Origin of the sequence: Mesorhizobium sp. 113-3-9, from assembly GCF_016756515.1 — a bacterium.
In the GTDB taxonomy this organism is placed as follows: Bacteria; Pseudomonadota; Alphaproteobacteria; order Rhizobiales; family Rhizobiaceae; genus Mesorhizobium.
In genome coordinates, this window is the sequence record NZ_AP023246.1 from 6,680,704 (window position 1) to 6,698,548 (window position 17,845).

The 17,845-nt window shown below is 64.4% G+C and carries 19 protein-coding genes; 9 read left to right on the plus strand and 10 right to left on the minus strand.

The window, feature by feature from the left end:
* Nucleotides 1-6: 6 nt before the first annotated feature.
* Nucleotides 7-1,173 (minus strand): NAD(P)/FAD-dependent oxidoreductase, encoded by a 1,167-nt coding sequence (locus MesoLj_RS32190; RefSeq protein ID WP_202323858.1) that lies wholly within the window; start codon nt 1,171-1,173, stop codon nt 7-9.
* 154 nt (nt 1,174-1,327) lie between these two features.
* Here MesoLj_RS32190 and MesoLj_RS32195 point away from each other — a divergent pair, with 154 nt between their 5' ends.
* The 5 genes from MesoLj_RS32195 to MesoLj_RS32215 are packed head-to-tail and all read left to right on the plus strand — an operon-like array spanning nt 1,328 to nt 6,324.
* Nucleotides 1,328-2,266: a MurR/RpiR family transcriptional regulator gene (locus tag MesoLj_RS32195; RefSeq protein ID WP_140774908.1), complete on the plus strand. Its 939-nt coding sequence runs from the start codon at nt 1,328-1,330 to the stop codon at nt 2,264-2,266.
* A complete protein-coding gene (locus MesoLj_RS32200) occupies nt 2,263-2,925 on the plus strand; it encodes a cysteine hydrolase family protein (protein WP_202323859.1) in 663 nt (220 codons plus the stop codon). Before MesoLj_RS32195 ends, MesoLj_RS32200 begins: the two co-directional genes overlap by 4 nt.
* Entirely contained in the window at nt 2,922-4,244 is a 1,323-nt protein-coding gene (locus tag MesoLj_RS32205; RefSeq protein WP_202323860.1) for a glutamine synthetase, read from the plus strand. Before MesoLj_RS32200 ends, MesoLj_RS32205 begins: the two co-directional genes overlap by 4 nt.
* Complete coding sequence (locus MesoLj_RS32210) at nt 4,244-5,011, plus strand: N-formylglutamate amidohydrolase (protein WP_202323861.1); 768 nt, start codon at nt 4,244-4,246, stop codon at nt 5,009-5,011. The genes MesoLj_RS32205 and MesoLj_RS32210 overlap by 1 nt, the downstream gene beginning before the upstream one ends.
* Entirely contained in the window at nt 5,008-6,324 is a 1,317-nt protein-coding gene (locus tag MesoLj_RS32215; RefSeq protein ID WP_202323862.1) for an aspartate aminotransferase family protein, read from the plus strand. Before MesoLj_RS32210 ends, MesoLj_RS32215 begins: the two co-directional genes overlap by 4 nt.
* 144 nt (nt 6,325-6,468) lie before the next feature.
* Here MesoLj_RS32215 and MesoLj_RS32220 read toward each other — a convergent pair whose 3' ends face one another.
* Nucleotides 6,469-7,908: an FAD-binding oxidoreductase gene (locus tag MesoLj_RS32220; protein ID WP_202323863.1), complete on the minus strand. Its 1,440-nt coding sequence runs from the start codon at nt 7,906-7,908 to the stop codon at nt 6,469-6,471.
* A 281-nt stretch (nt 7,909-8,189) separates the two neighbouring features.
* On the opposite strand from MesoLj_RS32220, the gene MesoLj_RS32225 reads away from it, so the two are divergent.
* A complete protein-coding gene (locus MesoLj_RS32225) occupies nt 8,190-8,666 on the plus strand; it encodes a carboxymuconolactone decarboxylase family protein (RefSeq protein WP_202323864.1) in 477 nt (158 codons plus the stop codon).
* The gene (locus MesoLj_RS32230; RefSeq protein WP_202323865.1) at nt 8,666-9,523 is read left to right on the plus strand and encodes a sigma-70 family RNA polymerase sigma factor; all 858 of its coding nucleotides are present in this window, start codon (nt 8,666-8,668) and stop codon (nt 9,521-9,523) included. The genes MesoLj_RS32225 and MesoLj_RS32230 overlap by 1 nt, the downstream gene beginning before the upstream one ends.
* Nucleotides 9,524-9,673: 150 nt before the next feature.
* Here MesoLj_RS32230 and uxuA read toward each other — a convergent pair whose 3' ends face one another.
* Nucleotides 9,674-10,858 carry a mannonate dehydratase gene (gene uxuA, locus MesoLj_RS32235; RefSeq protein WP_202323866.1) on the minus strand — a complete coding sequence of 395 codons (1,185 nt, stop codon included), beginning with the start codon at nt 10,856-10,858 and terminating at the stop codon, nt 9,674-9,676.
* Nucleotides 10,859-10,959: 101 nt separating this feature from the next.
* Between uxuA and MesoLj_RS32240 the strand changes: the two genes are divergently transcribed.
* Nucleotides 10,960-11,745 (plus strand): SDR family NAD(P)-dependent oxidoreductase, encoded by a 786-nt coding sequence (locus MesoLj_RS32240; protein ID WP_202323867.1) that lies wholly within the window; start codon nt 10,960-10,962, stop codon nt 11,743-11,745.
* A 40-nt stretch (nt 11,746-11,785) separates the two neighbouring features.
* On the opposite strand, the gene MesoLj_RS32245 is transcribed toward MesoLj_RS32240, so the two are convergent.
* Nucleotides 11,786-12,400: an alpha-ketoglutarate-dependent dioxygenase AlkB gene (locus tag MesoLj_RS32245; RefSeq protein WP_202323868.1), complete on the minus strand. Its 615-nt coding sequence runs from the start codon at nt 12,398-12,400 to the stop codon at nt 11,786-11,788.
* Between the two features lie 71 nt (nt 12,401-12,471).
* On the opposite strand from MesoLj_RS32245, the gene MesoLj_RS32250 reads away from it, so the two are divergent.
* Complete coding sequence (locus MesoLj_RS32250; protein WP_244735233.1) at nt 12,472-12,738, plus strand: KTSC domain-containing protein; 267 nt, start codon at nt 12,472-12,474, stop codon at nt 12,736-12,738.
* A 19-nt stretch (nt 12,739-12,757) separates the two neighbouring features.
* Here MesoLj_RS32250 and MesoLj_RS32255 read toward each other — a convergent pair whose 3' ends face one another.
* The 6 genes from MesoLj_RS32255 to cyoC form a co-directional block, all read right to left on the minus strand.
* Nucleotides 12,758-14,020: a DUF763 domain-containing protein gene (locus MesoLj_RS32255; protein ID WP_202323869.1), complete on the minus strand. Its 1,263-nt coding sequence runs from the start codon at nt 14,018-14,020 to the stop codon at nt 12,758-12,760.
* Nucleotides 14,021-14,156: 136 nt separating this feature from the next.
* Entirely contained in the window at nt 14,157-14,693 is a 537-nt protein-coding gene (locus tag MesoLj_RS32260; protein ID WP_056570570.1) for a response regulator transcription factor, read from the minus strand.
* The gene (locus MesoLj_RS32265) at nt 14,683-16,035 is read right to left on the minus strand and encodes an ATP-binding protein (protein ID WP_202323870.1); all 1,353 of its coding nucleotides are present in this window, start codon (nt 16,033-16,035) and stop codon (nt 14,683-14,685) included. Before MesoLj_RS32265 ends, MesoLj_RS32260 begins: the two co-directional genes overlap by 11 nt.
* Entirely contained in the window at nt 16,032-16,844 is an 813-nt protein-coding gene (locus MesoLj_RS32270; protein ID WP_202323871.1) for an SURF1 family protein, read from the minus strand. Before MesoLj_RS32270 ends, MesoLj_RS32265 begins: the two co-directional genes overlap by 4 nt.
* On the minus strand, nt 16,841-17,218 hold the full coding sequence (cyoD, locus tag MesoLj_RS32275; protein WP_140774894.1) for a cytochrome o ubiquinol oxidase subunit IV: 378 nt from the start codon (nt 17,216-17,218) through the stop codon (nt 16,841-16,843). The genes MesoLj_RS32270 and cyoD overlap by 4 nt, the downstream gene beginning before the upstream one ends.
* The gene (gene cyoC / locus MesoLj_RS32280; RefSeq protein WP_202323872.1) at nt 17,215-17,841 is read right to left on the minus strand and encodes a cytochrome o ubiquinol oxidase subunit III; all 627 of its coding nucleotides are present in this window, start codon (nt 17,839-17,841) and stop codon (nt 17,215-17,217) included. The genes cyoD and cyoC overlap by 4 nt, the downstream gene beginning before the upstream one ends.
* Nucleotides 17,842-17,845 lie beyond the last annotated feature (4 nt).

The window sequence follows — 17,845 nt, forward strand, 5'->3', positions numbered from 1 at the left end:
CCGCCATCACGCGGCCTTGAAACGGCTGGGCGAAAACGGCGCCAGGATCGGCTGGGCGCCTTCGGTGACCAGTTTGGCGATTGCCTCGCCGACGGCCGGCCCGGTCTTGAAACCGTGGCCGGAGGACCCTGCCGAAACGACCAGACCTTCGACACCGGGCATGGCGCCGATGACCGGCAGATCGTCGGGGCTCATATCGTAGAGTCCGGCGTAGCCGGGGCGGATGCCAAGCTCGGCCATGGCGGGCACACGGGTAGCAAAGGTCTCCAGGATCTCGACCGATTCGGACTCTTCGACGCCTTCCATGTAGGTGTCGGGGTTCTCGACGAAACGCGGACGGCCGGCATGCTCGTGACGCAGGCCGGTGCCGCCGCCCGCCCAGGTGCCGGCCAGGATGACGCCGTCATTGTCGGGCCGCGCGTAGTTGCAGGAAATGTCATCGCACCAGGCGAACGGCATCACATGCCTAGCCTTGCCGGCGGCGTCGAGCACGGCCATCGGATGGCGCTCGACATGCAGCGGCAGATCGAGGCCGGCCGTCGCCAGCAGGCGGCGCGTCCATGGACCGGCGGCCAGCACGACCGTATCGGCCTCCAGCACCGTGCCATCGGTCAAGGTGACGCCGGTGATGCGGTCTCCCTGCCGCCGGAGATTTTCGACAAGCGTGTTCTGCAGGATCTTAGCGCCACTGGCACGGGCGGCGCGGGCGATGGCGTTGGTGGCGCCAAAGGCATCGGCATAGCCATATTCGGGTTCCCACAGCGCCAGCGCGACATTGTCCAAGGCAAAGCCGGGCGCTGCATCCGCAAAGGCCTGCGGCGACAAGGTCTCGATCCGCGCGCCCTCGCCGCGAATGCGTTCGGCCGCCGCCTTCCAGCCCGCCACATTGTCGTTGCCGCAGACCCACATCATGCCGATCTCGGTGACGAAGGACCCCTCGCCCGCGATCTCGGGCAGCGACACCAAGATCTCGCGGCCACGGATGGAAAGCTGCGACAATTCCGGCATCAGGTAGAAGGCATGCAGCAGCGCCGAAGACTTGCCTGACGGACCGCCGGCGGGATGCGTCTGCTCGACCAGCACGACATTCGCACCGGCCTTGGCCAGATGATAGGCGGTGCTCGATCCAACAATTCCAGCACCAACGACGATGACGTCGCTTCCGTTTCGCATGGCTGTTCCCCACAGTCTCTTGGCTGCTTTCCGACAAGGTAAGGCTACTCTTCCGGCTATGTCAACATCTCTTCATTGTTGACCTGAATTAAAATCCCTGTAATAAACTCGACATAACGAGGCTAAGAGCCCAACACCTATTTCGGGGAGGCCAATGGCGATACGCGATGTTCTGATGCGCGGGGATCTGGCGCTGACGCCATCGGAGGAGAAGATCGTCCGGCTGCTGTTGACGGACTATCCGACCTCCGGCCTCGGCACCGCCTCGTCGCTTGCCCGTCGTGCCGGCGTCAGCGACCCGACCGTGGTCAGGCTGGTGGTCAAGCTCGGCTATGAAGGCTTTCCGGACTTCCAGGCAAAGCTTCTGGCCGAAGTCGAGGCCAGGCTGCATTCACCGCTGTTGATGATGGAGGCGAAGCGGCAGAGCGGCTCAAGCGACAGCGCCGTGCTCGCCTATCTCGATTCCGTCACCGCGGCCCTGCAGAAAGCCACCGCCGCGACGCCGGTGCAGACCTATGAGCGGGCCGCCCGCCTTTTGATGGAGGCCAAGGGTGAGATCGTGCTGGTCGGCGGTCGGTTCAGCCGCCATATCGCCGGCATGCTGGCCGGATATCTCGTGCAGTTCCGCACCGGTGTCCGCGATCTCGGCGTGCTCTCCCCCCAGGCATTCGACACGCTGGCCGATCTCGGCCGCCGTGACGTGCTCGTCGTCTTCGACTATCGCCGCTACCAGCTCGACGTGATGGCCTATGCAAGCCAGGCAGCGGCGCATGATGTACGCATCCTGCTTTTCACCGACCAATGGCTGTCGCCGATATCGGATCTCGCCGAAGTCACGATCGTCAGCCCGCTCGAAGTCGCCTCGCCCTACGATACGCTGGCGCCGGCAATCGCACAGATGGAAGCGCTCACAGCCCACATCGTTTCGACGCTGGGCGACGACGCCCGGGCTCGCATCGAGAGGATCGAGAAAGTGCGGCACGCCAATGCGGTGACGCTCGACAGCGACCCGCAAGAGAACGGCGCACGCCAGGCAGCCGGACCACGCAAGACACCCGGACCCAAATCACCAAAGCAGGACGACAAAGCATGACCCAAGCCTTATCCAAGCAGGCCTTACCCAAGCGAGACGAAGCCTTCCGTGCCGGCGAGACGGCACTGCTGCTCGTCGACATGCAGCGCATCTGGCTGGAACCGGGCGCCGATCCCTCGCATCCGGAGCGCGGCCCCGACCATTATTTCTACCGCAAGACATCCTCGCAGACGATCCCCAACCAGGAGCGGCTGCTGGCGGCGGCGCGCGCCAATGGCGTCGAGGTGCTGCACACCATCATCCAGAGCCTGACCGAAGACGGCCGCGATCGCTCGCTCGACCACAAGCTGACGCCGATCCATGTCGCGCCGAGCCTCCCCGAGGGCCTGCCGGTTGCATCGCTGGCGCCGGTCGGCGACGAGATCATGCTGCCGAAGACCTCGTCCGGCATCTTCAACTCGACCAATGTCGACTATCTCCTGAAGAATCTCGGCATCCGCTACCTCGTCGTGGTCGGCGTGCTCACCGACCAATGCGTCGACATGACCGTGCGCGATGGCGCCGACCGAGGCTATCTCGTCACCTGCGTGTCGGACGCCTGCGCCACGATCACCCAGGAGCGCCACGATATCGCGCTGAAGGCTTTCGGCGGCTATTGCTGGGTCACCGACACCGACACCGTCGTCGATCGTTTCAACGCCCTGGGAAAAAAGGCATGACATCGACCGTCGAGCCCCTCGTTGCCGTAGTCACCACGGATCTCTGCGCCGTCACGCGGGGCCGCTTCGTTGTCGAAAGCAGGCTGCAGAAGACCGCCGCGACCGGTGTCGGCTGGCTGCAGGCCAATCTGTCGATGACGCCTTTCAATTCCATCGTCGATCCCAATCCCTGGGGGTCTTCCGGCGATCTGCGGCTGATCCCCGATCTCAAGGCGCGCTTCCGCACCGAACGGACCGGAGCGGCGACGCCCTTCGACATGGTGGCCGGCGACATCGTCGAGCTCGACGGCAGCCCATGGCTCGGCTGCACGCGAACCATGCTCAGGGATGCGCTGGCGGAGCTGAAGGCAGCGACCGGCCTTTCCGTCATCGCCGCCTTCGAGCATGAGTTCCACATTGCCGGCGGCAGCTTCGCACCGGCGCATTCGATGTCCTTCGCCGCGCTGCGCCGCACCGATCCGTTCGCCCCCAATCTGATGGCGGCACTGGAGGAGGCAGGCGTCGGACCCGAGGTGGTCATCGCCGAATTCGGCGACGAGCAGTTCGAAGTGACGCACGAGCCCGCCGATGCGCTGACGGCTGCCGACCGCGCCGTCGCCATTCGTGAGGTCACGCGCGAAGTGGCGCGCAATGCCGGCTGGCGCGCGAGCTTCGCGCCCAAGACAGCGCCAAATGCCGTCGGCAACGGTGTGCACATCCACTTCAGCTTCGTCGACGAGGCCGGCAAGCCGGTGACCTACGACGCGGCGCAACCTGGCGGCCTGTCCGCCAAGGCTGGCGCCTTCTGTGCCGGCGTACTGCGTCACCTCCCGGCGATCACCGCCATGACGGCGTCGAGCGTGTCGTCCTTCTACCGGCTGAAGCCGCATAGCTGGAGTTCGTCCTACACCTGGCTCGCCGACCGCGACCGCGAGGCGTCGCTGCGCATCTGTCCGACGGTGACGATCGGCGGACGTGATCCCGCGCGGCAATACAATGTCGAATACCGGGCGGCCGACGCCACCGGCAACCCCTATTTGTCGCTGGCAGCGATCATCCGCGCCGGGCTGGAAGGGCTGAAGGCGGACCTGCCATCGCCGCCGCTGGTCACCGGAGACCCGACGCTGATGAGCGAGGCGGAACGGGCAAAGCTCGGCCTGGTGCGGCTGCCGGAGACCTTGCCGGCGGCGCTGGACGCGCTTCTCGCCGACAAGACCGTCACGGGATGGTTCGCGCCGGTCTTCATAGAGACCTTTGTGGGACTGAAGCGCCATGAGGCCGAGCGTCTGGCCGGCCTCGACCCGGCCGCCATCTGCGATCTCTACCGGACGCTTTATTGATGACTGCGCAGACTGAAAAAGATTGGCCCGTCGCCGTCGAGGCTCTCAACGAGCACGGCCACTCGGATATTGTCCTGCTGTGCGAGCATGCCTCCAACCACATGCCGGCCGAGTATCGGCAGCTCGGCCTCGATGCCAGCCATCTGCAACGCCACATCGCCTGGGATATCGGCGCCGCGGAGGTGACGCGCCTCTTGTCTAGACGGCTCGATGCGCCCGCCTTCCTCAGCGGCTATTCGCGGCTGCTGATCGACCTCAACCGGCCATTGGGCACCCCGGGCAGCATTCCGGTGCTGTCGGAAGATACCGGCATTCCCGGCAATGTCGGCATCGATGCGGCGGAACGGGACCGACGCGCCAAAGTCATGTTTTCGCCTTTCCATGACCGGGTGGCCGCACATCTCGATCGACGGGTGGCCGAAGGGCGGCCAACGCGGATCGTGACGATCCACTCCTTCACGCCGGTCTTCCTGGGGGTCGCCAGGCCATGGCATGCGGGTGTGCTGCATGAGCATGCCGCCGGGCTCGCCGAAGCGATCCTTTCGGGCCTGCGCGCCGACGCGGCACTCAATGTCGCGGCCAATGTGCCCTATGTGATCAGCCGTGACGCCGATTACGCAGTGCCCATTCACGGCGACGATCGCGGCATCCCCGCCGTCCTTATCGAAATCCGGCAGGATCTGCTGGCAAACAGGGCCGGCATCGAGGAGTGGGCGGACCGCCTTGCGGCGGCACTGCCGGCACACGAGACGGAGACGGTTTCGTGAGCAATCCGAGCCTGCGCGAACGCGACGCCGCGACCATCGCGCAGATCGGCAAGCTGCGCTTCTCGCCGCTCAGCGTCGTCGGAGGTCAGGGTAACAGGCTGATCGAGGAAGGCGGCCGCTCGCTGCTCGACCTGTCGGGATCGGCCGGCCCGGCGGTGCTCGGCTATGGCCATCCGGCTGTCGCCGAAGCGGTCGAGACCTCGGTCCGGAACATGGCGGGCGCCAGCCTGCTGCTCTATCCGAACGAGCCCGCCGTTTCTCTGGCTGAGCGGTTGCTCGCGATCACACCGGGAGAAGGAGAGCGGCGCGTCTGGTTCGGCCATTCCGGGTCGGACGCCAATGACTGCGCGGTGCGCGTGCTGCAGGCGGCCACCGGCCGTTCGCGCTTCATCTCCTTCATCGGCTCCTATCACGGCAACCTCTCCGGCTCGATGGGCATCAGCGGCCACACCGCCATGACGCATACGCTGCCGCGACCGGGCGTGGTGCTGCTGCCCTACCCCGATCCGTTCCGGCCGAACTTCAGCGGCGAGGAGGTGCTTGCCCTGCTCGATTACCAGTTCGAGACCACCTGCCCACCGCATCAGGTCGCGGCCATGTTCATCGAACCGCTGATGTCGGATGGCGGGCTGATCGTGCCGCCACCGGGGTTCCTGAAAGCACTGCAGGAACGCTGCCGCAAACACGGCATCAGGATCGTTGTCGACGAGGTCAAGGTCGGGCTCGCCCGCAGCGGCATGATGCACTGCTTCCAGCACGAGGGACTGACGCCGGACCTCGTCGTGTTCGGCAAGGGCATCGGCGGCGGGCTGCCGCTGTCGGCCGTGGTCGGGCCCAAGGAGATCATGGACCATGCGCCGGCCTTCGCCTTGCAGACCACCGCCGGCAATCCGGTGGCGACATCGGCAGGCAATGCGGTGCTGAAGACGATCGAGCGCGAAGGCCTGGTCGAACGCTCGGCGCGGATCGGCATGCTGTTCTCCGACGCGCTGCGGGCGCTCGCCGCGAAGCACGAAATCATCGGTGATGTGCGCGGCCGCGGCCTCGCCATCGGCGTCGACCTGGTCAAGGACCGCGCGACCCGCGAGCCGGTGCCTGCCACGACCACGGCCAAGATCATTTATCGCGGCTATGAGCTGGGCGCGGCCTTCACCTATGTCGGGCTGAAGGCCAATGTGCTCGAGTTCATGCCGCCGCTGACATTGACCGAGGACGAAGTGGCCGAGGGCGTGGCGATCGTCGACCAGGCGATCGCCGACGTGAACGCCGGCAAGGTCTCGGATGCGGATGTCGCGTCCTTCATGATGTGGTGAAGAAGAAACGCGCGCTCCATCAATTTGCGCCAGCGGATCGGTCCTGTCTCCTGAAACATGAACGGAAGAGCCGTGACCTATGGCTCTGCGAAAGCCCGCGCCACTGGCGGAGGCGCGGGCTTTCGTCACTGCAACGCGGCCGGCTCAGGCAGCGCGCTGGCTTTGCTTCGGCCGCAAGTTCTGGTTCATGCGGAACATGTTCAGCGGGTCATAACGCTGCTTGATCTCAAGGAGCCGCTGGTAATTGCCGCCATAGGCCGCTTCGACCCGGTCGACCTCGTCCTCCGGCATGAAGTTCACATAGGCCGTGCCGGCGGCATAGGGTTTGGCCGCCTCATAGAGGCCGCGCGCCCAACCGATGCAGGCCCTGTCCATCGCCGGTTCGCGCCAGCGGGCATGGACATTCATGACGAAGTGCGAGCTGCGTTGCGGAAACGCGGTTGCGTTCTGCGCCACACAGCCCGCCGCACCGCCGACATGGCCGATGAATATCTCGCATTCCGGGCCGGGAAGCTCACGTATCGCTTCAGTGACGATCTCGGCTGCCCTGTCGGAAAGCTCGGTGAAGTCATGGCTTTTCCAGTAGTTGCGGGCGCCCGGGGTGAGCAATGGGTCGAATGCCTGCTGCCAGCCGGTGAACGGGTTGGGGCCGACGACATCGGCAATCGGCGAGCCGATGGCGCGAAGCTTCTTCGTCGCCTTTTCACCTGCCTGGAGATCACCGCAATAGCACATGGCCAGCACCAGAACATCTTTGCCATGCCACTCGGCCGGCAGGAAGGGCAGCGGCGGCGCTTGCCGCATGACCACCCAGCAGGTCAGTTCGTCGGGCGCCGTTTCGAGCGCCTTGCGATACTCCTCCAGCACCTTCTCGGCATCGGCAAAAGGATGGACGACAAGCCCCGACAGGACCTGCGGACCCATCTGGTGAAGCTGAAACTCGAATGCCGTGACAATGCCGAAATTGCCGCCGCCGCCACGCAGCGCCCAGAACAGGTCCGGATTTTCCGTCTCGCAGGCGCGCAGCAACTTGCCGTCGGCGGTGACCACATCGGCGGAGACAAGATTGTCGATGGTCAGGCCGAATTTGCGGGTGATCCAGCCAAAGCCACCGCCCAGCGTCAGGCCTGATATGCCGGTTGTCGAATTGATGCCTGTCGGCACCGCCAGCCCAAAGGCCTGCGTTTCGCGGTCGACGTCGGCAAGCGTAGCGCCAGGTCCGACCCATGCCCGCCGTGCGGCGGGATCGACCCGCACCGACTTCATCGGCGACAGATCGATCATCAGACCGCCGTCGCAGACGGCGCTGCCGGCAATGTTATGGCCGCCGCCGCGCACGGAGACAAGAAGCCTGTTTTCCCTGGCGAAATTCACGGCACGGATAACATCGGAGGCGCCGACGCAACACACAATCAGCCCGGGCCGTCGGTCGACCGTGGCATTCCAGATGGTGCGGGCTTCGTTGTAGGCGGGGTCTCCCTGCTGGAGCAGCGTGCCGCGTAATTGTGCGGAAAGCACTTCGATGGCTGCGGCGTCGACTGTCGTCTTGCCGCGATCAAGCGTGGTGAGGCTCATGCTGTTCATGGTTTCCTCCCGATTTGCTTATGAGCCGTTCTCCTTCAAACGCCTTCAATTCTGCTCCCATATTAGACGTCGCGCAAGTTTATGCGGGCTTTGAGCCAGATGGTGGGCCGCCGCTTGGTGCGCATCCAGTTGCCAGTGGTCGAAGGTGACTTGGCCGACGCCGCTAAGCATGCTGGAGCGGCTGACGGGAACAGCGCATGGCCGAAAAAATCCTGGCCTTCATGTCACACTGGCGGACACTGCCTCGTCATGTGGACGGCACCAACAGAAGGAAGCCTACCATGACCGCAAAAATCGATCTCTTCGCCGTCGCCCCTTCGCTGATGAAGAACTGGCAGCGCTCCTCGATCGAACTCTCCGCAGCCGCCAGCCTCGAGCACAGCCTCACCGAACTGGTGAAACTGCGCGCCTCGCAGATCAATGGCTGTGCCAACTGCATCAATCTCCACGCGACGGAGGCGCGCGAGAACGGTGAAACCGAGCAGCGCATCTATCTTTTGCCAGCCTGGCGCGAGGCACCCTGCTACAGCGACCGCGAACGCGCGGCCCTTGCCTGGACCGAGGCCTTGACCCGGCTCTCGGAAGGTACCAGCCATGCTAGTGTCTATGAAGAGCTGAAGGCGCATTTCACGGAGGAGGAGCAGATCAAGCTCACCTTGACGATCAACATCATCAACGCCTGGAACCGTATCGCCGTCGGCTTCGGCCTGTATGCCGACCCGGCAGCCGTGAAGGCTGCCCGGGCGGCCGCGGCCTGATGACGAGCGCAGCACCCGACGATGCCGCGGCGGACTTCGGTCCGCTGCGTCCAAAGCTCATGCGCGTCGCCTACCGCATGCTGGGCTCGGTGTCGGACGCCGAGGATGCCGTGCAGGAGGCCTTCATCCGCTGGATGAAGGCCGACCGCGACACGGTGCGCGAGCCCGAGGCATTCCTGCGCCGCACGGTGACACGCCTGTGCCTCGACCAGCTCAAATCCGCGCGGCGCAAGCGCGAGACCTATGTCGGCCCCTGGCTTCCCGATCCCGTGGTGGAAGACGACGAGGTGGAAGACGTCACCTTGCCGCTGATGCTGGTGCTGGAGCGGCTGTCTCCGCTCGAGCGAGCGGCCTTTCTTCTGCACGATGTGTTCGGGCTCGGGTTTGACGAGGTCGCGGCCGCCATTGAGCGCGACCCGGCGGCGTGCCGCCAGCTCGCCGCCCGGGCGCGCGGCCATGTCCGCGAGGCGCGGCCCCGCTTCACGGTGGAAAGGCAACGCGGCCTGGCGCTTGCCGAGGCCTTCTTCACGGCTTCGCGCAGCGGTGACATGAAGGCGCTTGGCGCGATGCTGACGGCAGACGTCAGCGCCCATGCGGATGGCGGCGGCAAGCGTCCCGCAGCCACCGAGCCGGCCCTGGGTTTCGACGCCGTCATGAAGCAATATGAACAGGTGGCGGCCTGGTTGCGCACGCATGGCTCAAAACTTGTCCGCGTCGGTTTCATCAACGGCTTGCCGGGGTTCGTCACCCTGGAAGCCGATGGCGAACTCCAGACCACCGCACTCGACATCGAGGACGGCAGGATCGCGGCCATCTATGTCGTGCGCAATCCTGACAAGCTCAGGCACCTACACTAAGGTATGTTGATATTCAGGTGATGCCGGCCTGCAAATGGCGCACTTACGGTGCTCACGGACCCCAATGTCCGCTCCGCTCCGGTTCTCGAAAGTCACCATTCTCGGCTCGGCCTGACCTGAATCTCAACACACCTTAGGCAAGAGATTTAATCAGGCCAGCCCGAACTTCTCCACGGCGCGCATGATGCCGCGCAGTTCGGCGAGGCCTTTCAGCCGGCCGATCAGCGAGTAGCCGGGATTGATCTTCTTCTTGCCGATATCGTCGGCGAGCAGGTGGCCATGGTCCGGCCGCATCGGAATGCGCCAGTCGGTGCGACCCCCCTTGCGGCGGCGCGCCTCCTCCTGCATCAGAGCGAGGACGACATGCGCCATGTCGGTGCCGCCCTCGAGATGCTCGGCTTCGTAGAACGAGCCATCTTCCTCGATGGTGATGTTGCGCAGATGGACGAAATGGATGCGGTCGGCGAATTCCTTGATCATGGCGACGATGTCGTTGTCGGCGCGCGTGCCATAGGAGCCGGTGCAGAAGGTCAGCCCATTGGCCGGGCTGTCGACGGCGTCGAGGATGAAGCGCGCATCCTGCGCGGTCGAAACGACGCGCGGCAGGCCGTAGAGCGAGAAGGGCGGATCGTCGGGGTGGATGCACATGCGCACCCCCTCCTCTTGCGCCGCCGGAATGATCTCGCGCAAGAACCAGGCGAGGTTGTCGCGCAATTCCTTCGGCCCGATCCCGTCATACTCCGCCAAAGCCTCGCGGAAACTGTCGCGGTCATACTTGCGCTCGGTCGCCGGCAGGCCGGCGATGAGGTTGCGCTCGATCTGGTCGACCTGCTCCGATGTCAGCGCCTTCAGGCGCTTCTCGGCCTCGGCGATACGCGCCGGCGTATAGCTGGCCGCGCCGTTCTTGCGCCGCAGCACGAAAAGGTCATAGGCGGCAAAATCGATGGCATCGAAACGCAAGGCGTAGCCGGTCGTCGGCAGGCGATACATGAGGTCGGTGCGCGTCCAGTCCACCACCGGCATGAAATTGTAGCAGATCGTCTTGATGCCGGCCCTGGCAAGCGTGCGGATGCTGTCGCGATAGTAGCCGGCGTAGCGCTCGCGTTCGGGCGCGCCGATCTTGAATGAATTGTGGACCGGGATGCTCTCGACGACAGACCATGTCAGGCCGGCGGCCTCGATGATGCGCTTGCGCTCGAGCACATCGGCTTCAGGCCAGGCCCTGCCATCATAGATGTGGTGAAGCGCCGAAACCACGCCGGTAGCGCCAGCCTGCCTGACATGCTCAAGCGTCACCGGATCATCCGGACCATACCAGCGCCAACACTGTTCCATTGCAACTTTCCTTTTTGCGAGAGACCGGCAACCTATTGTTTGACTCCGATGAGTGTCAAACTCAGAACCGGGTTTTGACAGCGCATGAAGGAGCTCCCGCGATGAAGGATTTCGACGGCAAGGTGGCATTGGTGACAGGGACGACCGGCATCGCGCTCGCCACCGCAAAACGGCTGGCGCAGGGGGGTGCGGCGATCATCGCCTGCGGCATCGACCGGGCCGCCAATGCCGCCATGCAGGAAAGCCTTGCCAAGGCCGGAGCGGATGCGCTGGTGCAAACGGTCGACGTCTCCGTTTCCGATCAGGTCCGCGACGCGGTCGCGGCCGGCGTCGCGAAATTCGGCGGCATCGACGTCATCGTCAATTCCGCCGCGGTGCATCCTTACGGAACCGCGACGACGACCGACTGGGAAACCTGGAACCGGGCGATGACGGTCAATGTCGGCTCGATCTACCTGACCGCGCATTTCGGCATTCCGGAAATGATCAAGCGCGGCGGCGGCGCCATCGTCAACGTCGCTTCGGTGCAAGGCTTCGCCTGCCAGCAGAACGTCGCCGCCTATGCCACGACCAAGGGGGCGATCCACACGCTGACCCGCTCGCTGGCGCTCGACTACGCGGCATCAGGTATAAGGGTGAATTCAGTCAGCCCGGGCTCGATCCGCACGCCGATCCTCGAAAAGGCCGCGCGTGGCGACCATGGCAGCGATGCCGATGTCGAAGAGGCCTACAGGCGCTTCGGCGCGGCCCATCCGCTTGGCCGCATCGGCGAGCCGGAGGAGGTGGCGGAGCTGATCGCCTTCCTGTGCTCGTCCAAGGCCGGCTTCTGCACCGGTGCGGACTACAGAATAGATGGCGGCCTGACCGCCGGCATTGGTGTGAAGTAGAACGAGGACGATCGGCCTTGCCTCACCGCCGACGCGATGCTCAGGGGTTTTGAGAGCGCAGCGTCCGCAAGGTGATCGAGTAGCGATGCTCGGCGAGCGGCGGGATGCTGTGCTCCCACTCCGTGCGTGAAGGGCCGGCCATGAGATAGGCCGACCGTGGCTCGACGACGATGGTCGGGCGCTCCCATTTGTCACCATGCTTTCGCCGCAGCCGAAAGCTGCAGGGCGCCAGCAGGGAAACCCCGGCGACATCTTCGAAATGCGGCTTGTCGCGATGCCAGCCTATACCGGCGCCAGGCCGGTATTCATTGATCAGCACCTGCGCGAAGGCCTCGGCAGGCCGGTGCGCAAAGGCCGCGACCTGCTCTCGCAAAGGCAGCAGGAAGTCGGGGATCGGCAGCGCCTCGACGACTTCCCGACGGTCATAATCATAGCGCAGACCGAAACCGACGACGCGACGGTTTGCCAGATGACCATGGAAATCGAACGCCTGGAACGGCAGTCCTTCAAGATGCCGGGCAAGCTCCGTCTCTTCCCGCGGCGTGATCAATCCGGGCTGGTAGGCAAAACCTTCGGGCAGATCCTCGGCGGCACCAAAGAGATCATGCTGGAGTACCGGAGCGCGGCCGGTGGCTTTCGATTTGAGCGACGACATCCCGCCTAGATGGTGAATGCTGTGTAGCAAGGCAATACGGAGCCCTTGCTCGCGTGCGGACAGGTGATGCCATGGGCAAAGGCAGGGAACTCGATCCGTGGCTGGCGGGTTATCTGGCTGAGCAGTCAGGTGCCAAGATGCCATCGACCGCGATCCGAAACACACAATACGATCCCGCGACCAGAACCCTCTCCGTCTGGTTCGTGCCGAGCGGCGATCGCTACGATTACGCGGACGTTGCCCCGGCAACCTATGCCGCTTTCAGGAAAGCCACCTCGAAAGGCCGCTTCTTCAATGAATTCATTCGCGATCACTACAGCTACCGCCGTGTGGCATGACGCGAGCGCTGGCGACCTGTCATGCCTTCTTGTTCAACTCCGCTGGCGCCTTGTCCGGCGCCGGTTCCCAACCAAAGACACTGCGGCCGCCAAGCAGATGCGACTGGTCGAATTCGCCGGCGATGATTTCCTTCAGGCTGGGGCCGGTGACGTATCGCTCGACCTGCCGCGACTGATCGTCGAGCCGCCTCAGCGCGCCGACTTCTTCTTCACGACCAAGCCTAGCCTTTTGCACGGCCGACTTCAGCACGCCGATTGTTTCATCATAGACCTTGAGCGGAACAGGGAACGGGTGCCTGTCCTTGCCGCCATGCGCCAGCGAGAACCGGCCGGGATCGGAAAAACGGCACGGCGCGCCATGCACCACTTCGGCGACGAGGGCCAGCGCGCGCACCGTGCGCGCGCCCACGCCAGGAACCAGGAGAAGCTCGGAAAAATCCTCCGGGCCGCGTTCGGCGGCGGCCGCCATGTTCCCGTGAAGACGACGCATCACGACATCGCTTTCGCGAACATCATGGTGGGCCGGCATGACCAGATGCGGCAGCAGCGGCTGCTCGGGAGCAGATGCGGTGCCGGGGTGCAAGGCAGCGAACTCGCGCAGAATGCGGTCCGGCCCAAGGTCGTGGAGCAGATCCAGCTGTCCCTGACGAGAGGCCTCGGCGCGATGGTCGGTCAGGTTGACGATCTCGCCCTGGTTGGCGCCCTCGATCGCGGCGTGCGGCTGATCGACAAAACTCTTCAGCCCCTCGGACAGCCAATGGTAGCGGCGCGCCACCTTGCTGTCGCCGTTCATGCCTTGCTGCACCACCACCCAGTCGCCGTCATCGGTGACGATGAAACCGTGCAGATAGAGGTCGAAGCCATCCTGAACGGCGGCGCTGTCGACCTTGGCGACCAGCCGGCTGACGGTCGCCAGGCGCGTGCCGTCGAAGCCGATGCGCTCGCCGATGGCGGCAAGTTCATGCGGGGTCTTGCGCGAATGCGCGCCACGGCCGCCGCAGACATGAATGCCGAGTTCGCCCGACAGCGGCGTCAGACCACGTTTCAAGGCACCGACGACGCTGGTCGTGATGCCGGAGGAATGCCAGTCCATGCCCATCACGGCGCCGAAGGACTGGAACCAGAACGGATGCGCCAGACGCCTTAGCAACTCGTTGCGGCCGTAGTGATGAATGATCGCCTCGCACATGACGGCGCCAAGGCGCGTCATGCGGTCGCCCAGCCATTTCGGCACGCGTCCGCCATGAAGTGGAAGATCAGCACTCCCCGATCGTTGCGCCAAGTCCGTTGCCTGTTCCGGTTGCTATCCGGACAGATATGTATCCGAGATCGCATAAGGAAGCATCGAATGAGAGCGCCCGACGTGGTTCGATGGGCCACACCGGGTTCGACCCGATCACGGGCACGGCAACTTCCTGCTATCTCACCACGCGTTTTTCGAGCTTGCGGGCCAGGGTGCGCCGGTGCAGGCCGAGCCGGCGCGCGGTTTCGGAGATGTTGAAGCCGGTCTCGACCAGCGTTTCATGGATGCGTTCCCATTCGAGGTTCTTGATCGAGGTGGGACGGCTGCTCAGCGAAACCGAAACATCGCCCTCGGCGCGGCCGAAGGCGGCTTCGATATCGTCGGTGTTGGCGGGCTTGGCCAGGTAATGACATGCGCCGAGCTTGATCGCCTCGACCGCCGTGGCGATGCTGGCAAAGCCGGTGAGCACGACAATCCTCATCGAAGCATCGCGGGCGCTGAGCAGCTTGACGCATTCCAGCCCGGAGCCGCCGGCGCCAAGCTTGAGATCAACGACGGCATAAGCCGGAACCGCTGTCTCGAGGGCGCGAGCCAAGTCTTCCCTGCCGTGGCAGACCATGACGTCGTAGTCGCGCTTTTCGAAGGAGCGCTTCAGCGTTTTCGCGAAGGTGGCGTCGTCCTCGACGATAAACAGGGATCGATCAGGCCGCATGATCATCTCCATCGGTCAGCGCCGCGAGCGGCAGCGACAGCGTAACACAGGCGCCCTGCTCCATATTGCGCGCCGAAAAGTCGCCGCCGAGCTTTCGAACCACGTTGACGACCAGGAAAAGACCAAGGCCACCGCCCGGCCGTCCCTTGCTCGACATATAGGGCTGGCCGAGCGCGGCCAGTATACCCTTGTCAAAGCCCGGCCCACGGTCGCGCACGGAAATCACCAGTTTCTCGCCTTGCCGGTCGGCGGTGACGTCGACCCAATCCTGCGATGCTTCCTGGGCGTTGTCGAAGACGTTGAAGATGACCTGCTTCAGCGCCGTGTCGGAAACGATCTGCTCGTCGGGTTCGAAATCATTGCTGTAGCGCAGATTGAGCGGCTGGCGGCTGACACGCCATTCCTCGACAAGATCGTCGAGGAAATGGCGGATGCTGGTGCGGATCGTGCCTTCGCCCCGCGCCTGTCCCGACGACATCAGGATGCCAGAGACGATGCTTTTGCAGCGCTCGATCTGCGCCTGCATTTCGGCCATGTCCGCCGCCAGTTCGCGGTTGCGCGTGACGCTGCGCATCTGGCGCCAGTCGGAGAGGATGACGGAGATGGTCGACAGCGGCGTGCCCAGCTCATGCGCGGCGCCCGACGCCAGCAGGCCCATGCGCACAATATGGTCCTCCTCGGCCGATCGCTGGCGCAGATCGGCGAGATAGGCATCACGTTCGCGCAGATTGCGATTGATGCGCGTCATGAAGATCACGATCAGGCCGGCAGCCAGCACGAAGCAGATGAACATACCCCTGATATGCAGGACCAGCAGGTCGCTGCCGCCGTGATGCGGGATCGCGATCGGCTGGAACTGGAAGGTGAGGAAGACGAAGCAGGCGGAAGCGGCGGCCACCAGGCTCCAGGTGGACCAGGGTGTCAGCAGCGCGGCGCCAAGCGTAATCTGCAGCAGATAGAGCGACACGAACGGGTTCGAGGCGCCGCCGCTGAGGTAGAGCTGGGTCGTCAGCGCCGCCATATCGAAAATGAGCGCGACGAACAGTTGCGCGTTGCTGATCGGGCGCTGACCGCGCAAGGCGAGCAGGCTGAAGATGTTCAGCCCGACGAGGAAAAGCACCACGCCCGCCATCTCCGGCAACGGAAGCGGGATATCGAACCAGTATTCCGTCACCAGGATGGTGAGGACCTGACCCGCCACCGCCAGCCAGCGCAGCTGGATGAGCAGGAGCAGGTTCTTCCTGTTCGCCGCGTCGGGATCGGCGACCGCGCCGCCCTTGCCAGCAAGGGATGCCGCCGCGAAGGATTTGTCGTTGCGAAGCATTTGGGTCGGGACGCTCATCTTGCAGGTCCTTGCCGCCGGCGGCGACCGATCATCGGCGCGGCCAGGGCCGCGGCAAGCATCGCAGCGAGCGTGAACCAGGTCAAAGCATAGACCAGATGGCTGTTGCGGAAAGTCACGACGGTCAGGCCGCCGCGCGGCCAGTCACCGGATGCCCCCGCATCGACGAAATAAGGCGCGACATCTGTCAGGCCGCGCGCGGTTGCGATGGCGGCGACGTCGCGCGAATACCAGCGATTGGCCACGGCATCGTTGCTGCGCAGGAAGCCGCCGCCGGGCTCGCTCATGCGCAACAACCCGTCAATGACGGCCGGCGACGGAAAACCGCCGCTCTCCCGTTCGAATTCGGCCTTGCGCTCCTGGGGAATAAAGCCGCGATTGACCAGCACGACAAAGCCGCTGTCGGTTCGCATCGGCGTCAGGACCCAATAGCCGCCGCCAAGCTCCGTCACCGCCTGCACCAGCGTGTTGGCGCCGCCCAGAAAGCGCCCGGCCAATCGCACATGGCTGTATTCGCTGCTGGCTGCGGTCATTCCGTCCCAGTTGCCCGGGCCAGGCGCATCGACAAGCGGTGCATGGATACGTTGGTCGACACGGGCGATCAGGTCGAGCTTCCAGACCCGCCTTTCCAGTTGCCATATGCCGAGCCCAACAAACACCAGCACGCCGAGGAGGCCGAGCAGCACAAGGAAAAATCGCGACGCGGGCGACCTGCCGGCGTCCCTGCGCGGCGCGGCGGACAAGCCGATGCCAGCCTGCTCGATCCCTATCTCGCCAGTGGTCCTCCCCGCGCCCGGCGACAGGCTCATGGCATCTCGCGCATGTCGTGAAGCCCGGGCATCATGTTGGCGTTGAGATGGTACATCACCCAAAGCGAGCCGGTCAGCACGATGACCACCAGGATCAGCGTGAAGATCAAGGCCAGCATCGACCATCCGCCCTCCGAGGCGGTGTTCATATGCAGGAAGAAGACCATGTGGACCACGATCTGCACCGCGGCGAAGACCATGATGACGATCGCCGTGGCCTGCTTGTTGTCGAGGGCGCCGGTCATGACCAGCCAGAACGGGATAGCGGTGAGGATCACCGACAGGACGAAGCCGGTCAGATAGCTTTTGAGCGATCCATGCGCGGCCCCGCCATGGGCGTGGCCGTGATCGGCGGCATGATCATGAGCGCTCATCGCAACATCCCCATCAGATAGACAAAGGTGAAGACGCCGATCCAGACGACGTCGAGGAAGTGCCAGAACATCGAGAGGCACATCAGCCGGCGGCGGTTGGCTTCGATGAGGCCGAACCGGGCGACTTGCGTCATCAGCGTCACCAGCCAGACAATGCCGAAGGTGACATGCAGCCCGTGCGTGCCGACCAGGGTGAAGAAGGACGACAGGAAGGCACTGCGCTGCGGTGTGGCGCCTTCATGGATCATGTGGGCGAATTCGTAGAGCTCGATGGACAGGAAGGCCAGGCCGAACAGGCCGGTCACCGCCAGCCAGGCCAGGGTCGCCGCGATCCGGCCCTTGTCCATGGTCAGCATGGCAAAGCCATAGGTGATCGAGGAGAAGAGCAGCATGGCGGTGTTGACCGCCACCAGATTGAGGTCGAACAGGTCCCTGGGCGCCGGACCCGCGGCGTAGTTGGCGCCGAGCACGCCATAGGCCGCGAACAGCATCGCGAAGATCAGGCAGTCGCTCATCAGATAGAGCCAGAAGCCGAGCATGGTGCTGCCGCCTTCGGCGTGCGCATGCTCTTCTTCCAGGTGAAAGACCGGTTCGGTTCCGGTCGTGGTTGCCATCGAAGCCATGCTC